Origin of the sequence: Xanthomonas campestris pv. phormiicola (genome assembly GCA_025666215.1) — a bacterium.
Lineage (GTDB): Bacteria > Pseudomonadota > Gammaproteobacteria > Xanthomonadales > Xanthomonadaceae > Xanthomonas_A > Xanthomonas_A campestris_A.
Genome location: CP102593.1, coordinates 666,605 through 692,500 on the forward strand (window position 1 = coordinate 666,605; position 25,896 = coordinate 692,500).

General features: G+C 70.2%; 22 protein-coding genes (1 of these 22 running past the window's edge). 14 read left to right on the forward strand and 8 right to left on the reverse strand.

The features are described from left to right. The first annotated feature begins 193 nt into the window (after positions 1-193). The 3 genes from NRY95_02750 to NRY95_02760 all read left to right on the forward strand — a co-directional run bounded on the left by NRY95_02750 (position 194) and on the right by NRY95_02760 (position 6,757). The gene (locus tag NRY95_02750; protein ID UYC18479.1) at positions 194-4,144 is read left to right on the forward strand and encodes an amino acid adenylation domain-containing protein; all 3,951 of its coding nucleotides are present in this window, start codon (positions 194-196) and stop codon (positions 4,142-4,144) included. Next, positions 4,137-5,501, forward strand: a complete 1,365-nt coding sequence (locus tag NRY95_02755; GenBank protein UYC16914.1) for a glycosyltransferase — start codon at positions 4,137-4,139, stop codon at positions 5,499-5,501. The genes NRY95_02750 and NRY95_02755 overlap by 8 nt, the downstream gene beginning before the upstream one ends. A 137-nt stretch (positions 5,502-5,638) precedes the next feature. Beyond that, positions 5,639-6,757 (forward strand): acyltransferase, encoded by a 1,119-nt coding sequence (locus tag NRY95_02760; protein ID UYC16915.1) that lies wholly within the window; start codon positions 5,639-5,641, stop codon positions 6,755-6,757. 64 nt (positions 6,758-6,821) lie between these two features. Here NRY95_02760 and NRY95_02765 read toward each other — a convergent pair whose 3' ends face one another. Next, positions 6,822-7,730 carry a LysR substrate-binding domain-containing protein gene (locus tag NRY95_02765; protein UYC16916.1) on the reverse strand — a complete coding sequence of 303 codons (909 nt, stop codon included), beginning with the start codon at positions 7,728-7,730 and terminating at the stop codon, positions 6,822-6,824. 105 nt (positions 7,731-7,835) lie between these two features. On the opposite strand from NRY95_02765, the gene NRY95_02770 reads away from it, so the two are divergent. The 4 genes from NRY95_02770 (at position 7,836) to NRY95_02785 (ending at position 9,973) form a co-directional block, all read left to right on the forward strand. Next, positions 7,836-8,159 (forward strand): carboxymuconolactone decarboxylase family protein, encoded by a 324-nt coding sequence (locus NRY95_02770; GenBank protein ID UYC16917.1) that lies wholly within the window; start codon positions 7,836-7,838, stop codon positions 8,157-8,159. Between the two features lie 21 nt (positions 8,160-8,180). Continuing rightward, positions 8,181-8,579, forward strand: a complete 399-nt coding sequence (locus tag NRY95_02775; GenBank protein UYC16918.1) for a tautomerase family protein — start codon at positions 8,181-8,183, stop codon at positions 8,577-8,579. After that, the gene (locus tag NRY95_02780; protein ID UYC16919.1) at positions 8,576-9,145 is read left to right on the forward strand and encodes a DUF4865 family protein; all 570 of its coding nucleotides are present in this window, start codon (positions 8,576-8,578) and stop codon (positions 9,143-9,145) included. The genes NRY95_02775 and NRY95_02780 overlap by 4 nt, the downstream gene beginning before the upstream one ends. Positions 9,146-9,217: 72 nt before the next feature. Further along, a complete protein-coding gene (locus NRY95_02785) occupies positions 9,218-9,973 on the forward strand; it encodes an SDR family NAD(P)-dependent oxidoreductase (protein UYC16920.1) in 756 nt (251 codons plus the stop codon). Between the two features lie 203 nt (positions 9,974-10,176). Here the strand turns inward: NRY95_02785 and NRY95_02790 are convergent, their stop codons facing one another. The 3 genes from NRY95_02790 to radC form a co-directional block, all read right to left on the reverse strand. Continuing rightward, positions 10,177-11,001, reverse strand: a complete 825-nt coding sequence (locus NRY95_02790; protein ID UYC16921.1) for an SPOR domain-containing protein — start codon at positions 10,999-11,001, stop codon at positions 10,177-10,179. Positions 11,002-11,016: 15 nt separating this feature from the next. Next, positions 11,017-12,705 (reverse strand): arginine--tRNA ligase, encoded by a 1,689-nt coding sequence (gene argS, locus NRY95_02795; GenBank protein UYC16922.1) that lies wholly within the window; start codon positions 12,703-12,705, stop codon positions 11,017-11,019. Between the two features lie 169 nt (positions 12,706-12,874). After that, on the reverse strand, positions 12,875-13,549 hold the full coding sequence (gene radC, locus NRY95_02800; GenBank protein UYC16923.1) for a DNA repair protein RadC: 675 nt from the start codon (positions 13,547-13,549) through the stop codon (positions 12,875-12,877). Positions 13,550-13,646: 97 nt separating this feature from the next. Between radC and coaBC the strand changes: the two genes are divergently transcribed. The 3 genes from coaBC to NRY95_02815 are packed head-to-tail and all read left to right on the forward strand — an operon-like array spanning position 13,647 to position 17,734. Continuing rightward, on the forward strand, positions 13,647-14,909 hold the full coding sequence (gene coaBC / locus NRY95_02805) for a bifunctional phosphopantothenoylcysteine decarboxylase/phosphopantothenate--cysteine ligase CoaBC (protein UYC16924.1): 1,263 nt from the start codon (positions 13,647-13,649) through the stop codon (positions 14,907-14,909). Then, positions 14,906-15,376: a dUTP diphosphatase gene (gene dut, locus NRY95_02810; GenBank protein ID UYC16925.1), complete on the forward strand. Its 471-nt coding sequence runs from the start codon at positions 14,906-14,908 to the stop codon at positions 15,374-15,376. The genes coaBC and dut overlap by 4 nt, the downstream gene beginning before the upstream one ends. A gap of 15 nt (positions 15,377-15,391) precedes the next feature. Next, positions 15,392-17,734, forward strand: a complete 2,343-nt coding sequence (locus NRY95_02815) for a phosphomannomutase/phosphoglucomutase (protein UYC16926.1) — start codon at positions 15,392-15,394, stop codon at positions 17,732-17,734. A gap of 364 nt (positions 17,735-18,098) precedes the next feature. On the opposite strand, the gene NRY95_02820 is transcribed toward NRY95_02815, so the two are convergent. Continuing rightward, the gene (locus NRY95_02820) at positions 18,099-18,779 is read right to left on the reverse strand and encodes a hypothetical protein (GenBank protein ID UYC16927.1); all 681 of its coding nucleotides are present in this window, start codon (positions 18,777-18,779) and stop codon (positions 18,099-18,101) included. A gap of 15 nt (positions 18,780-18,794) precedes the next feature. Further along, positions 18,795-19,454, reverse strand: coding sequence for an orotate phosphoribosyltransferase (gene pyrE / locus NRY95_02825; GenBank protein ID UYC16928.1), 660 nt, complete (start codon positions 19,452-19,454; stop codon positions 18,795-18,797). Positions 19,455-19,582: 128 nt separating this feature from the next. Between pyrE and NRY95_02830 the strand changes: the two genes are divergently transcribed. The 3 genes from NRY95_02830 (at position 19,583) to NRY95_02840 (ending at position 21,994) form a co-directional block, all read left to right on the forward strand. Next, positions 19,583-20,383, forward strand: coding sequence for an exodeoxyribonuclease III (locus NRY95_02830; protein ID UYC16929.1), 801 nt, complete (start codon positions 19,583-19,585; stop codon positions 20,381-20,383). After that, positions 20,380-21,696 (forward strand): MFS transporter, encoded by a 1,317-nt coding sequence (locus NRY95_02835; protein ID UYC16930.1) that lies wholly within the window; start codon positions 20,380-20,382, stop codon positions 21,694-21,696. The genes NRY95_02830 and NRY95_02835 overlap by 4 nt, the downstream gene beginning before the upstream one ends. A gap of 70 nt (positions 21,697-21,766) precedes the next feature. Beyond that, positions 21,767-21,994 carry a hypothetical protein gene (locus NRY95_02840; GenBank protein UYC16931.1) on the forward strand — a complete coding sequence of 76 codons (228 nt, stop codon included), beginning with the start codon at positions 21,767-21,769 and terminating at the stop codon, positions 21,992-21,994. Between the two features lie 42 nt (positions 21,995-22,036). Here the strand turns inward: NRY95_02840 and NRY95_02845 are convergent, their stop codons facing one another. Further along, on the reverse strand, positions 22,037-23,167 hold the full coding sequence (locus NRY95_02845) for an anhydro-N-acetylmuramic acid kinase (GenBank protein ID UYC16932.1): 1,131 nt from the start codon (positions 23,165-23,167) through the stop codon (positions 22,037-22,039). A gap of 90 nt (positions 23,168-23,257) precedes the next feature. Beyond that, positions 23,258-24,724 (reverse strand): M23 family metallopeptidase, encoded by a 1,467-nt coding sequence (locus NRY95_02850; GenBank protein ID UYC16933.1) that lies wholly within the window; start codon positions 24,722-24,724, stop codon positions 23,258-23,260. 167 nt (positions 24,725-24,891) lie between these two features. On the opposite strand from NRY95_02850, the gene tyrS reads away from it, so the two are divergent. Further along, on the forward strand, positions 24,892-25,896 hold the 5' portion of the coding sequence (gene tyrS / locus NRY95_02855; protein UYC16934.1) for a tyrosine--tRNA ligase. The gene runs 207 nt beyond the window's last position; 1,005 of the gene's 1,212 nt are visible here — the first part of the coding sequence; it begins with the start codon at positions 24,892-24,894; its stop codon lies beyond the right edge, outside the window.

Here is a 25,896-nt window from a genome sequence, read left to right on the forward strand (position 1 = left end):
CTCGCGCTTCCGGTGTTCCGGAGCGGGAACCAGATTCACTCGATCTCAATCCGACTGCCCGGTGTGGCGTCTTCTCGGCGGCGATTTCGACGGCGATGGCGATGCCGTGCCGGCGAGTCCAATAAGGATGCATGCCATGAACCAGCTCTCCTGCGGCGCACTGCCTTTGACCACCGCCCAGCGCGGACTCTGGGTGGGGCAGAAAATAAATCCGAAGGCTTCGCTGAATATGGCCGAGGCGCTGGAACTGTTCGGTCCGATCCAGCCGCAACTGATCTTGCGCGCATCGCAACAAGTGGTGCGCGAATTCGAGAATATCCGGGTACGCATCGTCGAAGAGAACGGCGTGCCGCGGCAATGGGTGGAGGACGATTACCGGGGCGATCTTCCGTATCTGGATCTGAGCGGCGAAGCGGCGCCGCGGCAGGCGGCCGAGCGCTGGATCGCGCAGGCGATGGAGCGGCAGTTGGACATCGCGCGCGATCCGCTGTGGAACTGCGTACTGTTCCGGTTGGGCGAAGACCACTATCTGTGGGTGCAATGCGTGCACCATCTGGTGGTGGACGGCTACACCGGCGGCATGGCCGCGCAGCGGCTGGCCGAGCTCTACAGCGCCTATGCCGCGGGCGTCGAGCCACCGCCGAGCACGGCGGGTACCCTGGCCGGGCTGGTCGAGCTGGAAGCGTCGTACCGCGAGTCCGAACGTTGCCGCCGTGATCGCGACTACTGGGTGCAGCAGTTGGCCAACCCGCCGCCGGCAGTGAGCCTGACGCGCCGTCCCGGCGCATTGCAGAGCGGCTTGCTGCGCAGTACGGGCCACCTGTCGAGTGCGCAGATCGCGCGTCTGCGCGAACTCGGCGCACTGTACGGCGCCACGCTGCCGCAGCTACTGATCGCGTTGGTCGCCGCGTTCTACCATCGCAATACCGGCGCGGAGGATCTGATCTTCGGCATGCCGGTGACCGGGCGGATCAACCGCCAGTACCGCAGCACGCCGGGCATGGTCGCCAATGCGGTGTCGATCCGCCTGGCGATGGCGCCGCAGGCGCCGTTCCATAGCCTGTTCGCGCAGGTGGCGTCGGTGGTCAGGTCGGCGCTGCGGCATCAGCAATATCGCTACGAAGATCTGCGCCGCGACCTGGGCCTGGTCGGCAACGACCAGCAGCTGGCATGGCTGGCGGTGAACATCGAGGCGTTCGACTACGCGCTGGAGTTCGGCGGCGTCCAGGCGATTCCGGACAACCTGTCCAACGGCTCGGCCGAGGATCTGACCATCTTCTTCTACGAACGCGGCGACGGTGCCGACGTGCGCTTCGATTTCGATGCCAATCCCGGGCTGTACACCCGCGAGGAACTGGACGAACACCGCCGGCGCCTGCTGCAGCTGGTCGATTCGGTGCTGGACGATCCAACCCAGGCGTTGGGGCAGGTGGACATGCTGGGTGCGCAGGAACGCGCACGCCTGCTCTACGATTGGAACCGTACCGACGCCGCGCTGCCCGAGCCGAGCAGCCTGCCGCACTGGTTCGCGCAGCAGGCCGCCGCCACGCCCGACGCGGTCGCGGTGCGTTGCGATAGCCAGCTGCTGGACTACCGCAGCCTGCAGCAGCGCAGCGCGCAGCTGGCGGCGCAGTGGGTCGAGGATGGGGTGTTGCCGGGCGACGTGATCGCGGTGGCATTGCCGCGCAGCGAGCAGTTGCTGGTGGTGCTGCTGGCGGTGATGTGGAGCGGCGCCACGTATTTGCCGCTGGATCCGCTGGGGCCGGCGGAGCGCAATGCGACGATGCTGGACGACTCCGGCGCGATCGCGCTGGTGTGCGAGCCGGCACAGTGGGAACAGCATGCCCTGGGCGGCATCGTGTGGCTCGACCCGCAGGCAGGGACCGACCTGGCGCCGTTGCCCGTGCCGCGCGCCACGGCCGACGGCATCGCCTATCTGCTCTACACCTCCGGTTCCACCGGAACGCCAAAGGGGGTGGAGGTCAGCCACCGCAATCTGGCCAGCTTCCTGTTCGCCATGCAGCACGAACTGCAATTGCAGGCCAGCGACCGGGTGCTGGCGCTGACCACGATCAGTTTCGATATCGCCGCGCTGGAACTGTATTTGCCGCTGATCTGCGGCGCCAGCGTGGTCGTGGCCGGCGATGGCCTGCTGCACGATCCGCACGGCCTGTCGCGGTTGATCGCGCGCGAACGTATCAGCCTGATGCAGGCCACGCCTTCGCTGTGGCGCATCCTGCTGGCCAACGAGGATCTGCCGTTGCAGCACGTGCATGCGCTGGTCGGCGGCGAAGCGCTCAGCGGCGAGCTGGCGGCCCGGCTGCTGCAGCGCGCCGCGCGGCTGACGCAACTGTACGGCCCCACCGAAACCACGGTGTGGTCCACGGTGATGCATCTGACGCCGGCCGATACGGCGTCGGTGCCGATCGGCCGGCCGCTGCGCAACACCCGCGTCTACGTGCTCGATGCCCAGCAGCAGCCGGTTCCGACCGGCGCAAGCGGCGAGCTCTACATCGGCGGCGCCGGCGTGGCCAAGGGCTACCGCAAGCGGCAACAGCTCAGCGACGCCCGCTTCCTGCCCGATCCGTTCGCCGCCGATGGCGGGCGCATGTACCGCTCGGGCGACCTGGCGCGCTGGCGCGAGGACGGGGTGCTGGAATTCCTCGGACGCGCCGATGCGCAGTTGAAGATCCGCGGGCACCGGGTCGAACCGGGCGAAGTGGAAGCCGCGCTGCTGCGCCATCCGGCGATCGCCGCGGCGGCGGTGGTCGGCCACCGCGATGGCGACGGCGATGGCGCGGTGCAACTGGTGGCCTATCTGGTGGCGGCCGGCGACGCCGCGCTGCCGACGCTCGATGCGCTGCGCCAGCAACTGCAGGGGCGTTTGCCCGAGCACATGCTGCCCACCGTGTGCATGGCGCTGCCGGCGCTGCCGCTGACCCCCAACGGCAAGCTCGACCGCAAGGCACTGCCGGCTCCGGGCAGAGCGGCGGCACCGCGCTACGTGGCGCCGCGCGATCCGCTGGAGCAGCGCCTGGTCGCGCTGTGGCAGAACCTGCTGCAAGTGGAGCGGATCGGCGTGCACGACAACTTCTTCGAACTGGGCGGCGATTCGTTGACCGCGGCCGAACTGCTGGCACGGTTTCCCAGCCAGTTCGGGATCGAGCTGCCGCTGGGCAGCCTGTTCCATGCCTCGACCGTGGCCGGTCTGGCGACGCTGATGGCCAATGCCGAGGAGGCGCAGAACGATCCGCTGGCGCCGCTGTTGCGGCTGCGCGCGGGCGACCACGGCAACCGGCCGCTGTTCTGCATCCATCCGGTGGTGGGGTTGGGGTGGTCGTACCTGGGACTGCTCGGCCAGCTCGATCCGGGCTGCCCGGTGTATGCGCTGCAATCGCCGGCCCTGCGCAGCGGCGCCGCGTTGCCGGACAGCATCGAGACGATCGCCGCCGACTATGTGCGGCGGATCCGCCGCGTGCAGCCGCAGGGGCCGTACCGGCTGCTGGGCTGGTCGCTGGGTGGATTGATCGTTCACGCGATGGCCGCCGAGCTGCGTGCGAGTGGTCACGAGGTGGAGTTGCTGGCCGTGCTCGACGCCTATCCGTATGCCGAGCGCATCGCCACGCTGGGCGACGAGGCGGCCAGGGTGCGCGCCGCCGTGGCCTTCCTCGGCCTGCGCCTGGATCCTGGTCAGCCGGCTCCTGCCTGCGTGGCCGATCTGTCGATGCTGTTGTGCGAACACTACGGCTTGCTGTCGATGCCAATGGTGCAACAGCTGCTGCAGGACGATCCGCAGCTGCTGGACCGCATCGCCGCGCTGACCGAGCATCAGCTGGCGCTGGCCAGTCACTACCAGCCGCCGCGCGTGGACGTGGAGGTGCTGTTTTTCGACGCGGCGATCAAGCCGGCGCTGGACCTGTCGCCGCTGCTGGATCATCGTCCCGATGCCTGGCGCGCGTTCGTTGCGGAACTGGACGTGTGCCCGATCGACAGCGACCATCAGTCGATGCTGCAGTCGGCGCCAGCGGCGCAGATCGCGCGGATCGTGGATGCGCGCCTGCATCCGCGCCAGTCCGGACAGCGCGCGGTCGCATCGCGGCTGGCCCAGCCGCTGCCGGCCACGGAGGCATTGGCCGATGCGTGAGCAACAGCATGCCGCGCCGGCGCACGGGGCGACGGTGGCGATCTTCACCCTGGGCACGCGCGGCGATATCCAGCCGCTGCTCGCGCTGGGGCGCGGACTGCAGCAGCGCGGCCACACGGTGCGCATCGTCACCAGCGCCAACTTCGCCGAGCAGATCCGCGCTGCCGGTCTGAGCTTCTTCGCGCTCAGCGGCGACTTCCAGGCCTTGCTCGAAAACGATCCGAGTATCGCCGAGCGCGGGCTGCAGTGGAAGGCGATGGCGACGGTGTTCCGCGAGCGCATGGCGTTCTGGGCCAGGGACTGGGCCGCGCAAGGGCAGTTGGCGAGCACGGGCGCCGATCTGCTGATCGGCGTCGGCAGCGGCAGCCTGCTCGCCGCAGCGCTGGGCGAGGCGTGCGCGATTCCGGTGGTGTTCGCGCAGTTGCAGCCTTTGACCGCGTCGCGGTACTTGCCGCCGATGCCGCTGGCCGGGCGCAACGTGCCGGGGCCGCTGAGCATGGCCGCCTACCAACTGATGCGCCTGGCGGTGTGGCGGGTGATGCGGCCGGCGATCGACCAGTGCGTGCGCGCGCAGCTCGGGCTGCGTCCTTATCCCTGGTACGGGCCTTACTTCCATCGCGGTTCGGCGCAGGTGTCGGTGTTGTACGGCTTCAGCCCGCAGGTGCTGCCGCGCCCGCGCGACTGGCCCGCGTCGGTACAGATCTGCGGCTACTGGATGCTGCACGAATCGCAGTGGCAGCCGCCCGCGGCATTGCAGGCGTTTCTCGACGCCGGTCCGGCGCCGGTCTACATCGGCTTCGGCAGCATGGTCAGCGCCGATCCCCAGGCATTCGCCGCGACGCTGGTCGAGGCGGTGCGGCGCAGCGGCCGGCGCGCGGTGCTGGCCAGCGGCTGGGGTGGGCTGGACGCCGCGCAGGCGCATGCCGATGCGCAGATCTTCCCTCTGCAGCAGGCGCCGCATGCCTGGCTGTTCCCGCGCATGTCCGCGATCGTGCATCACGGCGGCGCCGGCACCACCGGCGCGGCGGCGGCGGCGGGCGTGCCCTCGGTGGTGGTGCCGTTCTACGGCGACCAGCCGTTCTGGGCGCACTGCCTGGCGCGGCAGGGCGTGGCACCGCCGGCGCTGGCCCGCGCCGGCCTGCAGGCGCAGACCCTGGCCAACGCACTCGAGCAGGCGGCGCAACCGGCGATGGTGCAGGCCGCGGCGCAGCTGGGTGCGCGCATCCGCACCGAGGATGGCGTGGCGACGGCCGTGGCGTGGCTGGAACGTTGGGGCGTGTTGCCGCGGCTCGGGCGTGGCGAACGCGATCGCGATCGCGCGGTGACGCAGCAGGTCCTGGGAGCGGGAAGACGCTAGCCCGCGTCGTCGCGTTGCGGCGTGGTCATCGCGCGATGCGGCACGCAGATGTGGACGGATCGAGCGCGCATTGAGCGGCCGAGGTGCGCTGCCTAGAATGGCGGCCACGTTCCTTGTCGTGAAAGGATGCCGGCCACATGCGCTACCCCGGACTGGATGTGCTGCGCGCGCTGGCGATCGGGTGGGTGATGCTGTTCCACGCGTTCGTGGTCGGCGGCCTGGGGCCGGACTGGGCCTGGCTGTCGCGCTACGGCTGGATGGGCGTGGACCTGTTCTTCGTGCTCAGCGGTTTCCTGATCGGCGGCCAGGTGCTGGCGCCGCTGGCGCGCGGCGAACCGCTGCGCTATGGCGATTTCTATCTGCGCCGCGCGTTCCGCATCCTGCCGGCCTTCGCCGTGGTGCTGGCGCTGTATTTGGCCTGGCCGGACTTCCGCGAAGCGCCGGGCCTCGCGCCGTGGTGGATGTTCGCCAGCTTCACCTTGAACCTGGGCATCGACTACGCCAACCAGCAGGCGTTCTCGCATGCCTGGTCGCTGTGCGTGGAGGAGCATTTCTACCTGGTGTTCCCGCTGTTGGCGGCGCTGTCGATGCGGCGGCCGTCGGCGCCGCGTTTCGTCGCGGTGTGCGGCGCGGTGGTGCTGGCCGGCATCGCGCTGCGCACGGCGACATGGCTGCACGACAGGGCGCTCGACCGTATCGGCGACGGGCTGCAACGCAACTGGTTCATCGAGGACATCTACTACCCGACCTGGAACCGGCTCGACGGCTTGCTGGCCGGGGTGGTGCTGGCCGCGATCAAGGTGTTCCGGCCGCAGCGCTGGCAGTGGCTGCAGGCGCGGGCCAACGCACTGCTGCTGGCCGGGTTGGCGGTGTGCGCGCTGGCGATGTGGCTGTTCCGCGAACGTACCGGCCTGCTCGGCAATGCGATCGGCTGGCCGGTGGTGTCGCTGGGACTGGCGCTGCTGACGATCGCCGGCGCCTCCACGCGCAGTTGGATCGGCCGGCGCGCGTTGCCTGGGGCGGGGTGGCTGGCCGCGGTCTCCTACAGCCTGTATCTGTCGCACAAGGCCGTGTTCCATCTCACCCAGAGCTGGTTCGGTGCCGCGCTCGACGGGCGCGGGTTGCTCGCCTTCGCGAGCTATGCGGCGATGGCGCTGCTGGCCGCCGCGCTGCTGCACTACGCGGTGGAGCGGCCGTTCCTGCGCCTGCGCGAACGCCTGCGGCGCAAGTCCGCCGAAGTGCCGGTGGCGGCCTAGGCCGCCACTGCCGGAGCGCATTGGCGCGGCGAGCCGGTCGTGCGTGGTTCTGCACGCGGCCGCCTCACTCCGGATCGGCGTATGCCATGCGCGCCTCGTGCAGGCGCTGCTGCAGGATCTCCGCCAGGCGCGCCACCGCCGGTGCCGGTTCCGCGTCGGCACGATGCAGGTTCAGGTCCAGCGCCGGCAGCGTCGGCAGGCCGCCTGCCCCTGGCAGCAGCAGCGCCAGCGACTCGGGCAGGCCGGCCGGCGTGCGCAAGGTCAGGCCCAGGCCGGCGCGCACCGCCGCCCAGACGCCGCCCAGGCTGGCGCTGGTGAAGGCGATGCGCCACGGGATGCCGGCGCGATCCAGCGCCGTGGTCGCCGCGGTGCGCAGCAGGCAGGGCGCCTCCAGCATCACCAGCGGCAATGGCGTCTCGCTGTGCCAGCCGCTCGGGTCCGCAAGCGGCGCCTGGGCCGCGGCGATCCAGCGCATCGGCCAGGCCGCCTGCGGCGCCCGATGCGCCGTCGCGGTCCCTGCGTCCCAGACCAGCGCCAGGTCCAGCTGGCCCGCGTCGACCCGGGCCAGCAGTTCCTGATGGCGCGCGATGCGCGCTTCGATGCGCACCTTGGGATGGGCGCGGGCGAAGCGTCCCAGCACGTCGGGCAACATGTGCTCGCCGAAATCCTCCTGCAGCCCAAGCCGTACCCAACCCTGCAGGACCGACCCGTGCAGGGCACCGGTGGCTTCGTCGTTGAGGTCCAGCAGGCGCCTTGCGTAGGCCAGCAACACCTCGCCAGCGTCGGTCAGCGCCAGTCCGCGGCCGCTGCGGCGCAGCAGCGTGTGGCCGGCCTGCGCTTCGAGCTTCTTCAGCTGCGCGCTGATCGCGGACGTGGAGCGCCCGTGCCGATCTGCCGCCTTGGCGAAGCTGCCCAGTTCGACGCCGGCGACGAAGCTGCGCAGCGCATCGAGATCGAAGGTGATGCGACGCATGCTATCGATCCTGTTTTATCGAAGATTTGCTACTGGATTTCCCGATTTTCAGGAACATCTTCGGTGGCTAGGCTGTGCGCAGTCAATCTCCAGCGCGAGACGCCAATGTCCGCTACATGCCAGCCTTCTGCATCCTTGTTCGGTGATATCGCACCGAAATTCGCGCAACTGACCGATGAAGTGCTGTTCGCCGACCTGTGGCAGCGCCCCACGCTGTCGCCGCGCGAGCGCAGCTTGGTCACGGTGGCGGCGCTGGTGGCCCTGTACCGGCCGCAGCAACTGCCGTTCCACCTGAGCCGCGCGCTGGACAACGGCCTGGGCCGCGACGAACTGGCCGAAGCGATCACCCATCTGGCGTTCTACGCCGGTTGGCCGTGCGCCGCCTCGGCGCTGCCGCTGCTGCGCGCCGCGACCGCGTCGGCCGCCTGATTCCCGAGCAGGAGACATCCCATGCCCTACGCCCGTATCTCGCTGCATCGCGGCGCCACGCCCGACTATCTGCGCGCCTTGTCCGCCAGCGTCTACCAGGCCATGCACGAGGCTTTCGAGGTGCCGGCCGGCGATTGCTTCCAGGTCATCCACCAGCACGATCCAGGGGAACTGGTGTTCGATCGCCACTATCTCGGCGGACCGCGTTCGGATGGCTTCGTGCTGATCGCGATCACCGCCGGGCGGCCGCGCAGCGAGGCCCGCAAGCGCGCGTTCTACCGGCGCCTGGTGGAGCTGCTGGCGATCGCGCCGGGCATCGCGCCGGAAGACGTGATGGTGAACATCGTCACCACCGCAGCGCAGGACTGGTCCTTCGGCGGCGGCCGCGCCGGGATCGTGGCCGCGGAGGCCGGCGCATGATCGCCATGCAGTACAGCATCGCGTTGCCGGCCGACTACGACATGACCATCATCCAGCGCCGCATCGTCGACAAGGGGCCGTTGCTGGATGGCCTGCCGGGATTGGTGTTCAATGCCTATCTCAGCGCCGACCGCGGCGATCGCGCGCTGTCCAGCCACAGCAACCTGTATGCGCCGTTCTACCTGTGGCGCGATGCCGAGGCGATGCACGATTTCCTCGCCGGCGCCGCGTTCCGCGCGCTGACCGCGTCGTTCGGGCGGCCCGCGGTGCAACTGTGGACGGTGTGCGCTGCGCATCTGCGCGCGGACCTGCGTGGCGCCCGCTACGCCCGGCGCGAGATCGTCGCGATCCCCGATGCCGACGCGCTCGATACGCCGGGCGACCGCGAGACCGAGCGGGCGAAGGGCGATCTTGCCGCAGGCGCGCTCGCGGCGGTGAGCGCCTACGAGCCGCATGGCTGGAACCTGCTGCGCCTGCGGCTTTGGCGCGATCTGCCGCCGCCCTCGCCGGACGTCGGTCAAGCCTATGCCGTCGGCCACGTGTCCATGCCGGCAAGCGGCGGTTGAGGCAACAGCACCCCGGCTTTGCCTGTTTGCTTTTACCATTCCCGATTCCCCACTCCCATTCCCGGCCTCTCAATGACCCAGACCGCCCTGATCACCGGTGCCACCTCCGGTTTCGGCGCCGCCGCCGTGCGCCGCTTCGTCAACGCCGGCTGGCGCGTGATCGCCACCGGGCGCCGCGCCGAGCGGCTGCAGCCGCTGCTGGCCGAGTTCGGTGCCGAGCGCGTGCACGTGGCGGCGTTCGACATCCGCGACGAAGCCGCGCTCGATGCGATGCTGGCCGAGCTGCCGGACGCATTCCGCGGCATCGACCTGCTGGTCAACAACGCCGGCCTGGCGCAGGGCACCGCCCCGGCGCAGGCCGCGTCGCTGGACGACTGGCGCACGATGATCGACACCAACATCACCGCGCTGGTGACCCTGACCCACCGCCTGCTGCCCACCCTGATCCAGCGCCGCGGCGCGATCGTCAACATCAGTTCGGTGGCCGCGCTGTACCCGTATCCGGGCGGCAATGCCTACGGCGGCACCAAGGCCTTCGTCAGCCAGTTCTCGCTGGGCCTGCGCTCGGACCTGCACGGCACCGGCGTGCGCGTGACCGCGATCGAGCCGGGCATGGCCGAGACCGAGTTCACCCTGGTCCGCACCCACGGCGACCAGGGCGCGTCGGACAAGCTGTACCACGGCGCGCAGCCGATGACCGCCGAGGACATCGCCGAACAGATCTTCTGGGTCGCCACGCTGCCGCCGCATCTGAACATCAACCGGCTGGAAATCATGCCGGTGACACAGTCCTTCGCCGGCTTCCAGGTGGCTAGGGGCCGGGAATAGGGAGTGGGGAATCGGGAATAGGAAAAGCGAAAGCAGGCGTCGACGTGCCTCGCCTGCTCTGGGTCACGGTGGCCAGGCTGCCATCAGTCGCGCTCGCGCGACTGGCGAGGCAATGAAGCGGCTGGCCTATGCAGGCCAGTCGCAAGGAATGCAGGAGAAGCCGCTTCTCCCCATTCCCGTTTCCCCAATCCCCAATCCCAGCCTCACTGCGCCTTGATCGCGATTGCCGGCAGTCCGCTGCCGGTCAGCTTCTGCTTGGCCGCGGCCAGTTCGCTGGCGGTGCCGTACGGCCCCATGCGCACGCGGTACACGGTCTTGCCGCTGATCTGCGCCGATTCCACGCGCGCCGACAGGCCCAGCATCGCCAGCTTGGCCTTGGTCGATTCGGCATCGCCGGAGGCGCCGAACGAACCGGCCTGCAGGATGTAGCGGGCGTTGTCCGGCGCGGCGGCGGTTGCCGCGGGCGCGGTCGCTGCCGCCGTCGGCTTGGTCGCCGTGGCCACGCTGTTGGCGGGCACGCTCGCGGCGGCCGTTTCGGGCAGCGGGGTCGGATTGGACACCGCCGCCGCCGTTGCCGGAGCGGTCGCGGCCGCGGTTGCCGTGGCCGGCGTGGCGGTGGCGGCCGCCTGCGGCGCGCGTGCCTGTCGGGCAGCCTCGGCACGCGCGCTGGCGGCCAGTTCGGCGTCGGACATCTGCACTTCCTTGCCGGGCAGCAAGGTATAGAAGTCGTACTGGGTCTGTGCGTCCTTCTTGGCCTCGGGCTTGGTGCTGCCGGCCGCCGTCGCCGCCGGCTTGGGCAGTTCCGGCGCCGCGTCCACATCGGCATCGGCCACCGGCGCCGGCTGCGCATCCGGGTTGGCGCGCGGGCCGCCCACGCGCAGGAAGCCGTCGCCGTCCTTCTTGAACAGGCCCGGTGCCGCCAGGAATACCACTGCCGCGATCGCCACGCCGGCGATCAGCCATACCCATCCGGGCGTGCCGTTGCCGCTGTTGCGTCGCGCCTGCGTCTTACCGCGTCGTGCTGCCATCTACCGCTTCTCCACTCACATTTTTTCCGGGGCGGACACGCCCAGGAGGTTCAGGCCGTTCGCCAGCACTTGCTGCGCCGCCACGGCCAGGGTCAGCTTGGCGTTGCGCTCGCCCGCATCGTCCACCAGCACCGGGGTGCCGTGGTACCAGGTGTGGAACGCGGTCGCCAGTTCGCGCAGGTATTGCGCGATCAGGTGCGGCTCCAGCACATGCCCCGCATTCTCCACCACTTCCGGGTAGCGCGAGAGTTCCAGCATCAGTTCCAGCGAGGTCGCATCGTTCAGCCGGTTCAGCTGGCCCAGGCCGTCGGCCTGGTCGTAGTCCAGTTTCTTCTCCTGCGCCTGGCGCAGCAGGCTGCACACCCGGGCATGCGCGTACTGCACGTAGAACACCGGATTGTCGTTGCTCTGCTGGCGCGCCAGGTCGATGTCGAAGGTCAGCTGCGAATCGGGCTTGCGCGCGATCAGGAACCAGCGCGTGGCATCGCGGCCGGCTTCCTCGATCAGGTCGCGCAGGGTCAGGTAGCTGCCGGCGCGCTTGGACAGCTTCACTTCCTCGCCGCCGCGCATCACCGTGACCATCTGGTGCAACACGTACTCGGGCCAGCCCTTGGGGATGCCCAGGTCCATCGCCTGCAGGCCGGCCCGCACCCGCGCCAGCGAGCCGTGGTGGTCGGCGCCCAGCTCGGTGATCGCGCGCACGTAGCCGCGCTGCCACTTGCTCAGGTGATAGGCCACGTCCGGCACGAAATAGGTGTAGCTGCCGTCGGACTTGCGCATCACGCGGTCCTTGTCGTCGCCGAAATCGGTCGATTTCAGCCACAGCGCGCCGCCTTCCTCGTAGGTGTGGCCGGAGGCGACCAGCTTCTGCACCGCTTCCTCGACCTTGCCGTCGCGGTACAGCGAGCTTTCCAGGAAGTAGATGTCGAAGTCCACGCCGAACGCGGCCAGGTCGTGGTTCTGCTCGTTGCGCAGGTAGGCCACGGCGAAGCGGCGGATCGCCTCCAGGTCGTTCGGGTCCTTGGAGCCGGTGACCTGGTGGCCTTCCAGGTCCACCGCGGCGCCTGCCAGGTAGGCGTTGGCCACGTCCTGGATGTAGTCGCCGCGGTAGCCTTCTTCCGGCCAGCCGGGGCTGTCGGGGGTCTTGCCCTGCGCGCGCGCCTGCACCGAGCGCGCCAGGTTCTCGATCTGCCCGCCGCCGTCGTTGTAGTAGAACTCGCGCTTGGCGTTCCAGCCGTTGGCCTCGAGCAGTCGCGCCAGGCAGTCGCCGATCGCCGCGGCGCGGCCGTGGCCCACGTGCAGCGGGCCGGTCGGATTGGCCGAGACGTATTCCACACCCACGGTGCGGCCATTGCCGACCAGGCTGCGGCCGTAGTCCTCGCCCTGCTTGAGCACCGCCAGCACTTCGCGCTGGTAGGCGCTGGGGCTGAGGTGGAAGTTGATGAAGCCGGGGCCGGCGATCTCGACCCGGGCCACCTCGTCGCTGGCCGGCAGCGCGGCGACCAGCTGCTGCGCCAGCGCGCGCGGGTTGCCGCGCGCGGCCTTGGCCAGCAGCATCGCCGCGTTGGTGGCGAAGTCGCCGTGCTCGCGGGTCTTGGGCCGTTCGACCACGAAGTCCGGCGGCAGGGTGTCGGTCGGCAGGGTGCCGTTGGCGCGCAAGGCTTCGATGCCTTGACCGATCAGGGCGCGGAGTTGGGATTTCACGTGATCTCTGCTTGAAGCGCGGAACCGGCGATTTTACCCGACCCGCCGCCTCCCGGCCCGTGCCGGGTTCAGCCCGACCTCAGGCCGTCTGGCGAAGGCGGGATTGCGGATTGGGCATTCGGGATGCGCAGCGACCGCCGCCGTGCGGCGACGGCGTCCGCACCCCGGCTCAGGCCCAGCCGCGCGCCGCCATCGACACCGGTGCCCCGTCGCCGACGATGAAATGGTCCAGCAGGCGGATATCCAGCAACCCCAGCGCCTGTTTCAGGCGATGGGTGACGGCGCGGTCGGCGGGCGAGGGTTCCGGGTTCCCCGAGGGGTGGTTGTGGCCGATCATCACCGCGGCCGCGTTGTGCATCAGCGCGCGCCGCACCACTTCGCGCGGATGCACCTCGGCGCCGTCCAGGGTGCCATGGGACAGTTCTTCGAACGCCAGCGAGCGGTGCTTGGTGTCCAGGAACAGCACCGCGAACACCTCGTGCGGCCATGCCCGCAACCGCCGCGCGAAGTACAGGCCGGCCATGTCCGGATCGGTCAGGATGGTGCCGCGTTCCAGTTCGGCGGCCAGGTGACGCTGGCCCAGCTCCAGCGCGGCCGACAGCTTGCAGGCGCGCGCCGGGCCGAGCCCCGGCAGGTTGACCAGGTCGCCGGGCGGGCGGTCGAGCAGCGTGCGCAGCGGGCCGTGCCGCTGCAGCAGGTCGCGCGAGGTCCGCACCGCGTCGCTGCCGGGCAGGCCGGAGCCGAGGAAGATCGCCAGCAGTTCGGCGTCGGAGAGGGCGCCGGGGCCGCGTGCCAGCAGCTTTTCCCGGGGGCGTTCGGTGTCGGGCCAGTCGTGTATGTGCATATCGCCAGATTGGCGGGCGATATGGCGCAACGGTATCAGGGCCGCAAAGGGCCATCGGGTAAGCTAATCGTTCTTGCATGGGTAGGACATTCCCGACGTGACCGGTACTTTCGAGGGGCCCCTGCAGGGGCGGCGTGTGCTGTTGTGCGTGGGCGGCGGCATCGCTGCCTACAAGGCGCTGGAGCTGGTGCGGCGGCTGCGCGAGGCGGGGGCCGAGGTGCAGGTGGCGATGACCGCCGGCGCGCAGCAGTTCGTCACGCCGCTGAGCTTTCAGGCGCTGTCCGCGCACCCGACCCGCACCAGCCTGTGGGACAGCGCCGCCGAGCAGGCGATGGGCCATCTGGAGCTGGCGCGCTGGGCCGACCGCGTGGTGGTGGCGCCGGCCACCGCCGACCTGTTGGCGCGGCTCGCCCACGGCCTGGCCGACGATCTGGTGACCACGCTGTGCCTGGCCAGCACCGCGCCGCTGACCGTATGCCCGGCGATGAACCACCGCATGTGGCTGCACCCCGCGACCCAGGCCAACGTCGCCACGCTGCGCCAGCGTGGCGCCAGCGTGGTCGGGCCGAACGACGGCCCGCTGGCCGAAGGCGAGTCCGGTCCCGGGCGCCTGGCCGAGCCGGAGGAGATCGTCGCCGCGCTGGCCGCCGGCCGCGCCGCGGCCGCGGCGACCCTGGCGGCGCCCGTGCCGGTCGCTGCCGGCACCGCTGGCGGCGCGCTGCACGGCCTGCGCCTGTTGATCAGCGCCGGGCCGACCTACGAAGACCTGGACCCGGTGCGCTACCTCGGCAACCGCAGCAGCGGCAAGATGGGCTATGCCCTGGCCGCCGCCGCGGCGCGGCAGGGCGCGGCGGTGGTGCTGGTCAGCGGCCCGGTGCACCTGCCCACGCCCGACGGCGTGCAGCGCATCGACGTGCGCTCGGCCGCGCAGATGCGCGCAGCGGTGCTGGGCGCGTTGCCGGCCGATATCTACATCGGCACCGCCGCGGTCGCCGACTACACGCCCAGGCAGGTCGCCGCGCAGAAGATCAAGAAGGGCGGCGAGATGCTGACCCTGGAACTGGTGCGGACCCCGGACATCCTGGCCGAGGTCGCCGCGCAGACCCAGGCGCTGAAACTGGTGGTCGGCTTCGCCGCCGAGACCCACGACATCGAGCGTTACGCGCGTGGCAAACTCAACGACAAGCACCTGGACCTGATCATCGCCAACCAGGTGGGAGTGGCCGGCAACGGCTTCGAGAGCGACCAGAATGCCGCCACCGCCTACTGGCAGCAGGGCGCACGCAGCTTCCCGGCCGTGTCCAAGGCGCAACTGGCCGAACAATTGCTGGCCCTGATCGCGGAGCGACTGCACGCATGACCATCCCCACGCCGTACCCGCTGCAGGTCAAACTGCTCGACCCGCGCTTCGGCGACAGCTGGCCGCTGCCGGACTACGCCACCGAGGCCAGCGCCGGACTCGATCTGCGCGCGGCCACCGAGGCGCCGCTGACCCTGGCGCCGGGCGATACCGCGTTGATCCCCAGCGGGCTGTCGATCTACATCGCCGATCCGCAGCTGTGCGCGGTGGTGTTGCCGCGCTCCGGGCTGGGCCATCGCCACGGCATCGTGCTCGGCAACGGCACCGGCCTGATCGATGCCGACTACCAGGGACCGCTGCTGATCAGCGTCTGGAACCGCGGCCGCGAGCCGTTCACCATCGCCCCGGGCGACCGCATCGCGCAGCTGGTGGTGATGCCGGTCGTGCGCGTTGCCCTGCAGGTGGTGGATACTTTCGCCGACAGCGCCAGGGGAACGGGTGGATTCGGCCATACCGGAGTGCGCTGACAGGGGATCGTGTGCATGAGCGAGGCAACACAACGGCCGCCGGCGCCGCAGGGTTTGCGCAAGGCGGCGCCGCTGCTGGCGCTGCTGCTGGCCGTGCTGGCCGGCTGGTTCGGCTGGAGCGGCGCGCAGCAGTGGCGCTACGAACACAGCGCCACGGAACTGCAGCAGGCGCGCGACGCGGCAGTGGCGCAGACCTCGCAGGCGCTGGCGGCCGCCGCCAAGCGCTTCGCCGCGCAACTGCGGCAGCCCGCGGTGCAGGCCGCCCTGGCGCGCGGCGACGCGACGACGGCCGCGCAGGCGCTGCGCGAGGGCTGGAAGGACGCGGAAGACGCGCAAGTGCTGCCCGGCGACCTGAGCGCCGGCTACGCCGACGCGGGTGGCTTCGGCTACGGCCGCCTGGCGCTGCTGGAAAAGGCGTTGCTGACCGACGCGGTCGCCAGTGCGGTGATACGCGACGGCGGCGGTGCGCGACTGGGGCTGGCCGCGCCGGTGAGCCTGGACACGGGCGCCGGTGTCGCCTACCTGCGCCTGCCGCTGCGCGTGCTGACCGCACCGATGGCGCAGGCCGCGGTTCCGGCCAGCGGCTACCTGGCGCTGCGCCAGGGCAGCTATGACGTGATCGGTGCCGGCGATGCCGGCCTGGCCGACCATGGCGACGCGTTGTCGCGGCCGATCGGCAGCAGCGGGCTGCGGGTGGTCGCGGCGTTGCCCGACGCCGAGGCCGGCCTGCTCGGCCTGGAGGCGCTGCCCTGCCTGATCGTCGCCGGCCTGCTCGGCTTTTTGACCCTGGCGGTGCTGCTGGCCGCGCGCGGCCGCCTGCCGCGGCCGCGCCGCGCCAAGGCCGCCGCCGCGGCGGCCGAGCAGGAACCCACCCTGCGGCAGAGCCTGCAGCACCAGGAACCGCCGCCGCCGCCAGCGCTGCCCGAGGGCGAGGCCACGCCGGCCAGGACGGTGCCGGCGCTGACCGTGCCGGCCGGCATCTTCCGCGCCTACGACATCCGCGGCGTGGTCGGCCGCGACCTCAGTCCGCAGGTCGCGGCGCTGATCGGCCAGGCGATCGGCGCGGTGATGCAGGAGCAGGGCCTGAACGAGGTGGTGGTCGGTCGCGACGGCCGCCTGTCCGGCCCGGAACTGTCGGCGGCATTGATCGACGGCCTGCGCCGCGCCGGCTGCCACGTCACCGACATCGGCCTGGCGCCGACCCCGGTGGTGTACTTCGCCAGCTTCCACCTGCGCGCCGGCAGCTGCGTGGCGGTGACCGGCAGCCACAACCCGCCGGAGTACAACGGCTTCAAGATCGTGGTCGGCGGCGAGACCCTGTCCGGCGCGGCGATCACCGACCTGTACGCGCGCATCAGCGAAGGCCACCTGCCGAGCGCCGCCGAGCCGGGGCGGCTGCAGCAGCGCGACGTCGGCGACGACTACATCCAGCGCATCGCCGACGACGTGCAGCTGGACCGCCCGCTCAAGGTGGTGGCCGATGCCGGCAACGGCGTCGGCGGCGAACTGGCGCCGCGGCTGCTGGAGGCGATCGGCGCGGAGGTCATCCCGCTGTACTGCGACGTCGACGGCACCTTCCCCAATCACCACCCCGATCCCAGCGAGCCGCACAATCTGGAAGACCTGATCCAGACGGTGCAGCGTTTCGACGCCGACCTGGGCATCGCCTTCGACGGCGATGCCGACCGGCTCGGCGTGGTGACCAAGGAAGGCACGGTGATCTACCCCGACCGGTTGCTGATGCTGTTCGCCGCCGACGTGCTGCAGCGCAACCCGGGCGCGCTGGTGATCTACGACGTCAAATGCACCGGCAAGCTGTCCGACTACGTGCTGCGCAACGGCGGCAGCCCGATGGTGTGGAAGACCGGGCATTCGCTGATCAAGGCGAAGATGCGCGAGACCGATGCCGAACTGGCCGGCGAGATGAGCGGCCACTTCTTCTTCAAGGAGCGCTGGTACGGCTTCGACGACGGCCTGTACGCGGCGGCGCGTCTGCTGGAGATCCTGGCGCAGCGCGAGGAGAGTCCGTCCGAGGTGCTGGCCGAGTTGCCCGACAGCGTGTCCACGCCGGAGATCAAGCTGCCGTTGGCCGAGGGGCAGGACGCGCATGCGCTGGTCGCGCAGCTAGTCGCCATCGCGCAGCAGGAAGGCTCGGCGTTCGCCGGTGCGCGGCTGCTCACCATCGATGGCCTGCGCGCCGACTTCGCCGATGGCTGGGGCCTGGTGCGCGCGTCCAACACCACGCCGGTGCTGGTGCTGCGCTTCGAAGCCGACAGCAGTGCCGCGCTGGAGCGGATCAAGGACCTGTTCCGCGGTCAGTTGCAGGCGCTGCTGCCGTCGCCGGTGGCGGGATTCTGAAGTGTGCCGCGCGCGTCCGGCGCAGCGTCGGGCGCGACGATGCAGCGCCGCCGGCATGCGGATTCCTGCGGGAGCCGCTTCAGCCCGCGACAGGGTCGCCGAGCGCGCCGCGATTCCCGGCTGCGCGCGTCGCGGTTGAAACCGCGCCTGCAGGCAGCGCGGCCAACTCGCTGGGTGCACTGTAGGAGGGGCTTTAGCCCCGACCGCATCCGAAACCGCCGGGCATCCGGGCTTCGCTCGTCGCGACTGAAGTCGCTCCCACAAGGGACTCGCGGCCTACTTGCTGGGTCCACTGTGGGAGGGACTTCAGTCCCGACTTCCCTGACACGGCGACCTGGCTACCGCCGCTGGCCGCGCGCCGCGCTCAGCCGCTGTTCGTCGTCGCAGCCGGCGCCGTTCCGGTCGCGGGCCGCTTCGCTGCGCGATAACGTTGCAGCGCGTCGTCGATTTCCTGGTTCAGGCCGAGCCGCTGCTGTTCGAAGTTCTGCTGCATGCGCAGCTGCCACAGCAGTGCGCGATGCCGCTGCTGCACGTCCTCGACGATCTTGCCGGTCACCTTCTGCCCGGCCAGCTCGCGCGCGCCGGCGTTGGCGAGCAGGCCGACCAGCCCTTCGCGCAGGCTGTTGACGTTGTAGCGCGCGGTGTTGATGTTGTTGTCGACGATGCCGATGCGCTCGGAGAACACCCGGCGCAATTCCTCTTCGGTCTGGAACGACAGCAGCATCGCCTGGTCGGTACGCTTGCGCGTCTCCAGCGCCGCCTGGTCGGCGCGCTGCTGCGCGGCATCGGCGGCGGCGGCGGCGCGCTCCTCGGCATTCAGCGCGCGGCCGACCGCGCCGCTGCGCATTCCGCTCCTGGCGTTGAATTCGTCGCGCGCCTGATTCACCGCTTCCGGCGGCAGCGCATCGCTGCACACGCGCTGCCCGCCCTGGTTCCAGCAGTACAGCTTCTTGGATGGCGCCGGCTGCGCGGCGGCCGGCAATGCAAGCAGCGCGAGCAGGACCGGCAACGCGGCCCGGCTCCATGGTCGTTGGATCGGCATCATGGCAGCCCCCTGCTGTCAGCCTGACGGATCGCAGCCGTAGCGTGCCCGGTAGGCCAGCAGCGGTTCGCGGAAGCCGACAAGTTCCGCGTTTCCATCGATGAATGCAAGCAGGTCGCCCAGGTGCGCGACCGACACCACAGGAACCCCGGCTTCGGCCGCCACCGCCTGCGCCGCCGAGCGCCGGTCGTGCTCGCCGGCGATCTCCTGCCGGTCCAGCGCGACCAGGATCGCCGCCGGGATGCCGCCGGCCTCGCGGATGATGCCCAGCGCCTCGCGGATCGCGGTGCCGGCGGTGATCACGTCGTCCACGATCAGCACCCGGCGCCCGGCCAGCGGCGCGCCGATCAGGCTGCCGCCTTCGCCATGGGTCTTGGCTTCCTTGCGGTTGAACGCCAGCGGCAGGTTGCGGTCGCGCTGCGCGTACTCGCAGGCCAGCGCGGTCGCCAGCGGGATGCCCTTGTAGGCCGGGCCGAACAGCAGGTCGAAGTCGAGCCCGGCGGCATCGGCCGCATCGGCATAGCACGCCGCCAGGCGCGCCACCGTGCTCCCGGCATCGAAGCGCCCGGCGTTGAAGAAATAGGGACTGATGCGCCCGGACTTCAGCGTGAATTCGCCGAAGCGCAGCGCCTGCGCATCCAGGGCCAATTGCAGGAAACGTTGCCGGTAGTCGGTCATTGGGATGCCGGGAATGGGGAATGGAGAATCGGGAATGGCTAAAAGCATAGCGGTTGTTCTGTCTTCGCGGTCTCACTGGGGTACGCTTTGCCGATTCCCTATTCCCCTTTCCCAATTCCCGGCTCTTCATGCGCATCATCAGTTTCAACGCCAACGGCCTGCGTTCGGCCGCCACCAAGGGCTTCTTCGAGTGGTTTTCCAGCCAGCACGCCGATGTGCTGTGCGTGCAGGAAACCAAGGCGCAGGAGCATCAACTGGCCGGGCCGGCGTTCCTGCCGGACGGCTACCGCGCCTGGTTCCGCGATGCCAGCACCAAGAAGGGCTACAGCGGCGTGGCCATCTACAGCAAGCGCGAGCCGGACGAGGTGCGTACCGCGCTGGGCTGGCCCGAGTTCGACGAGGAGGGCCGCTACCTGGAGGCGCGCTTCGGCAACCTGAGCGTGGTCTCGTTCTACATCCCCTCCGGCTCGTCGGGCGAACTGCGCCAGGGCTACAAGTTCCAGGTCATGGACTGGCTGCGGCCGATCCTCGCCGAATGGCTGGCCAGCGGCCGCGACTACGTGCTGTGCGGCGACTGGAACATCGTGCGCTCGGCGCTGGACATCAAGAACTGGAAGTCCAACCAGAAGAACTCCGGTTGCCTGCCGGCCGAGCGCGACTGGCTCAACGGCCTGTGCGCCGACCGCGCCGAAGACGCCGATCCGGCCAGCGGCCGTGGCTGGGTCGATGCCTACCGCGCGCTGCACCCGGACGGCCAGGACTACACCTGGTGGAGCAACCGCGGCGCCGCCCGCGCCAACGACGTCGGTTGGCGCATCGACTACCAGTTCGTCACCCCTTCGCTGCGCGAGCGCCTGCAGGGCTGCGCGATCTACACCGCGCAACGCTTCTCCGACCATGCGCCGTTCGTGGTGGATTACCGCGAATGAGCCAGGCCGCATCCGCGCCGGCGTCCTACAAGGGCTGGGCCGGGATCAAGCGCGCCTTCGCCACGCCGTCGGCGGCGACGATGGCGCTGCTGGGCTTCGGCAGCGGCCTGCCGTTCCTGTTGATCGCCTCGCAGACGCTGTCCACGCGCCTGCGCGACGTCGGCCTGGACCTGGGCAGCATCGGCCTGATCAGCCTGGCCAGCTTCTTCTACCTGCTCAAGTTCCTGTGGGCGCCGCTGCTGGACCGCTACCCGTTTCCGCTGGTCGCCTTCCTCGGCCGGCGCCGCTCGTGGCTGCTGGTCTCGCAGTTGGGGGTCATGCTCGGCCTGGCCGCGCTGGCGCTGATGCGCCCGGAGCTGAGTATCGGCGGGCTGGTGACGTGGGTGCTGATCGCCTCCTTCGCCGGCGCCACCCAGGATTCGGTGGTCGATGCGTACCGGATCGAGATCGCCCCGGCCTCGGCCCAGGCCGCGCTCGCCGCGACCTATACCTTCGGCTACCGCATCGGCCTGATCCTGTCCGGCGCCGGCGCGCTGTACCTGGCCCAGTTCGGCGACTGGAGCCTGGCCTACCTGGTCATGGCCGGGCTGATGCTGCTGCCGATCGCCACCACCTTGCTGTGCCGCGAACCGGAGGTGCCGGTGGCCACGGTGGTGCGCAAGATCGACGTGGTCGGCGCGTTCTGGCAGCCGATCTCCAGCTTCTTCACCAGCAACGGCCTGGCGCTGGGCCTGGGGCTGCTGCTGTTCGTGGGCCTGTTCAAGTTCCCCGACCAGGTGATCGGGGTGATGTCCGGGCCGTTCTACCTGGACTCGGGCTTCAGCAAGGCCGACATCGCCACCGTCTCCAAGCTGTTCGGGGTGTGGATGGGCATCGCCGGCGCCTTCGCCGGCGGCCTGGCGGTGGCCGCGTTCGGCTTCCGGCGCATGCTGTTCGTCGCCGCGCTGGGGGTGGCGCTGTCGAACCTGGCGTTCCTGCTGATGGCCCACCATCCCGGGCAGCTGTGGTCGTTCTACGCCGCGCTCAGCGCCGATAACCTGTTCCAGGGCTTCGCCGGCACCGTGCTGGTCGCGTTCATGTCGTCGCTGACCGACCGCAACTTCACCGCCACCCAGTACGCGCTGCTGGTGTCGCTGGCCAACCTGCCGGGCAAGTTCGTCGGCGGCGCCTCCGGCTATATCGTCGAGGCCACCTCCTACAGCACCTTCTTCGTGCTCAGCGCGTTCACGGTGATCCCGACCCTGCTGCTGCTGGCCTGGCTGTGGCCGCGGATCCGCGAACAGCCGGCAGTGGCCGCGCCACCAGCCGATTGAAAGCCCGCGGCGAGTTGCGGATGATGGGCGCCGGCGCATGGGGTGCGCCGCCGTCCGTCAGGGAGTCCGCATGACCGATCTGCTGTTGCGCGACATCGACCCCATCCTGGTCGATCGGATCCGCCGCATCGCCGTGGCCCGCGGCTGGACCCAGCACCAGACCGTGCTCAACCTGATCGAGCAGGGCCTGTTCGCCAGCGAGCATGAAGTGCGCAGCGGCTTCGAGAACCCGGAAGTGGATGCCTTGTCCGACGCGATCGCGGCGTTGCGCGAACTGCCGGCCGGCGCCGGCTTCTGAGCCGCGCGTCGGCGCCCGTGACGCGGGCCGCTGCCGCCGCGGTCAGGCCAGGTGGATCGCGCCCAGGATGCGCGGTCCACGCGCGCCGCTGACCGAAGGCAGATTGCCGGGCAGCCCGGCCAGGGTCTGCCGCGCCAGCCAGGCGAAGCCCATCGCTTCCACGTAGTCCGGATCCAGGCCCGACGATTGCGTGGACAGCACCCGCACGCCCGGCAGCCGGGCCTGCAGCCGCGCCAGCAGCAGCGGGTTGTGCACGCCGCCGCCGCAGACCAGCAGTTGCCGGGTCGCCGGCTGCTGCGCCAGCAGCGCGTCGGCCACGGTGGCCGCGGTCAGTTCCAGCAAGGTCGCCTGCACCGCCGCGGCCGGATGCGCGGCCGGCTCCAGCAGCGCATCCACCCAGCGCAGGTGGAACTGCTCGCGCCCGGTGCTCTTGGGCGGGGCCAGCGCGAACCAGGGATCGGCCAGCAGCCGCTGCAGCAGGCCGGCGTCGACCTGGCCGCTGGCGGCGAAGGCGCCGCCGGCGTCATAGGGCTGGCCCAGATGGCGCTGGCACCAGGCATCGAGCAGCGCGTTGGCCGGGCCGGTGTCGAACCCGCGCACGCTGCCGCGCGCCGGCAGCAGGGTCAGGTTGCCGATCCCGCCCAGGTTCAGCACCGCGCGGTCTTCGTGCGCATCTCCGAGCATCGCCGCGTGGAAGGCCGGCATCAGCGGCGCGCCATGGCCGCCGGCGGCCACGTCGCGGCGGCGGAAATCGCACACCGTGGCGATGCCGGTCAGCTCGGCGATACGGTTGCCGTCGCCCAGCTGCCAGGTGAAGGCCGGGTCGGCCAGCGGCCGGTGGCGCACGGTCTGCCCGTGCGAACCGATCGCGCGCACCTCGGCAGGCGCGACGCCGGCCTCCTCGAGCAGGCGCAGCGCGGCCTCGGCGAAAGCGATCGCCACCTCCGCATCGAGCCGGCCCAGCGTATCCAGCGAATCGATCTCGCCGCCCTCGCCCAGGGCGATCAGCGCCTCGCGCTGGCGCGGCGCCCAGGCATAGGTGCGGCCGATGCGCAGCTGCGCCTGCCCATCGGCGGTGAAGCGCACCAACGCCGCGTCGATGCCATCGGCACTGGTGCCGGACATCAGGCCCAGGAACAGGGACGCGTCGTCGATTGCGATCGGATCGGACATTACGGGGCACCAGGCAGCGTCAGCACCGCAGCGTGGGCGAGGGGCGGCGGCGCGTCAATCCGCGCCGCCGTGGCGGGGCCGCTACGCGGCTCAGCCGGCGTCGCTGGACTGTGCCTGCCTGGCCGAGGCGACGGTCTTCTTCTTCGCCGGTGCGTCGCTCTTCGCCGGTGCGGCGTCGGCGTAGATCAGTTTCTCCACGCGCTGGATGCGTGCCAGCGCCGGCGAGGTCTGCGCGCGAAACGCCACCAGTTCCGCGCCGGCCAGCGGCGTCGGCGGCGGCATCGTCACCGACGCCGGATTGCGCTGCACGCCGTCCACGCGGAATTCGTAGTGCAGGTGCGGGCCGGTGGCCATGCCGGTCATGCCGACGAAGCCGATCACCGTGCCCTGGTTGATGCGCTGGCCGGGCTTGATCCCGCCGAAGCGCGACATGTGCCCGTACAGCGTGCTGTAGCCCTTGCCGTGGTCCAGGATCACCACGTTGCCGTAGCCGCGCTGGGTGCCGACGAACTGCACCCGCGCATCGCCGGCGGCCATGATCGGCGTGCCCGACGGCGCCGCGTAGTCGATGCCCTTGTGCATGCGCATGGTGCCCAGCACCGGATGCTTGCGCGCGCCGAAGGTCGAGCTGATCCGGCTGTAGGACACCGGCATGCGGATGAAGCTCTTCTTCAGCGGCCGCCCGCTGACGTCGAAGTACTCGGCCGGCTTGCCGTCGCGCTCGAAGCGGAAGCCGCTGTAGGTCTTGCCGCGGGTGGTGAAGGTCGCCGCCAGGATCTTGCTGGTGTCGATCCGCTCGCCTTCGCGCCAGGTCTCGTCCATCACCACGCTGAAGCGGTCGCCCGGCTGCAGGTCCTTGTCGAAGTCGATGTCGTACTTGAAGATCTCGTCGGTCATCGTCGCGATCGCCGACGGCGACAGCCCCGCCTTGCGCGCGGCCACGTACAGCGAGCTGGTGATCTCGCCGCTGATGACCGCGGTGCGGGTGCTGGTTTCGCGCTCGGTCACCTTCTCGCGGATGTCGTCGCCGAGCAGCGACAGTTCCACGCGGTGGGTGGCGTCGCGGTCGAAGCGGATCCCGCGCAGGCTGCCGGCCACCGGCAGGTCGAAGCCGATCTCGGCACCGGGGCGCAGCTTGGTCAGCGCCTCACGCGTGCCGGGGTGGTCCAGTACCTGATGCATCACCGTGGCCGGGATGTCGAGCTGTTCGAACACCGCGCCCAGGGTCTGCCCGGGCTGGATCCGCACCACCTGCCAGCTGTCGCCGGCCACGCCCTGCTGCTGGGCCAGCGAGATCGGCGGCAACGGCAGCGCCAGCGTCGCGTGCGTGGTCTGCAGCGGCACGTCGATGGCATTGGAGAAGCCGGGGACGATCGTGGCCACCAGCGCGCCGATGGTGGCGAACAGGCTGGCATGGATCCAGTGGCGGCGCGTCCAGCGGCCGGCGGGAAAGTGCTGCGTCAGCTGTCGATGCAGTGCAGTGTCGTGAAGGACATGGAGTCGTTCCTGGAAGCGCTGCTTGCGCGCGCGTTCCTGTTCGCTTTCGCTGTTCGGCATCAAGGCTTCCTCATGAGCCCGAAGCGCGAGCTCAAAACTCGGCTACCATAAACATCGATCAACAGCGCGTCAAACCATTGAACCGGCTCGGGTTTTCGTCGGACGCGCGGTTAACTTGCACTTAACGTCATTCATGTTGCCTGGATGCAACCTGTCGGAGTTCCGCTTTGTCCACGATTGAAGAGTCCCTTGCCCTGATCGGCCGCGGTGCCGACGAAATCCTCAAGCGCGAAGAACTGGAAGCGCGCCTGCGCACGGGCCGCCCGCTGCGCGTCAAGGCCGGCTTCGACCCGACCGCGCCGGACCTGCACATCGGCCATACCGTCTTGCTGAACAAGATGCGCCAGTTCCAGCAACTGGGGCATCAGGTGATTTTCCTGATCGGCGACTTCACCGGCATGATCGGCGACCCCACCGGCAAGAACGTCACCCGCAAGCCGCTGACCCGCGAGGACGTGCTCGCCAATGCGCGCACCTACGAGGAGCAGGTGTTCAAGGTGCTGGACCGCGAGCGCACCGAAGTGCGCTTCAACTCCGAGTGGTTCGGGCAGATGAGCGCGGCCGACATGATCCGCCTGGCCGGCCAGCACACGGTGGCGCGCATGCTCGAGCGCGACGATTTCGCCAAGCGCTATGCCGCGCAGCAGTCCATCGCCATCCACGAGTTCCTGTATCCGCTGGTGCAGGGCTACGACTCGGTGGCGCTGAAGGCCGACGTCGAGCTGGGCGGTACCGACCAGAAGTTCAACCTGCTGATGGGCCGTGGCCTGCAGGAGCATTACGGGCAGCCGGCGCAGATCGTGCTGACCATGCCGTTGCTCGAAGGCCTGGACGGGGTCAACAAGATGTCCAAGTCGCTGGGCAACTACATCGGCATCAGCGAGCCGCCGATCGACATCGTCACCAAGACCATGAAGATCGGCGACGAGCTGATGTGGCGCTGGATCGAGCTGCTGTCCTTCGACATAGGCCTGAACGAGGCGCAGGAGCTGCAGCGGCGGGTGCAGGCCGGCACCTTGCACCCGCGCGAGGTGAAGCTGCGCCTGGCGCGCGAGCTGACCGCGCGTTTCCACGACGCCGCGGCGGCCGAGCAGGCCATCGCCGGCTGGCATGCGGTGGTGACCGGGCAGGGCGACACCAGCGCATTGCCGCTGCAGGACGTGGCGGTGCCG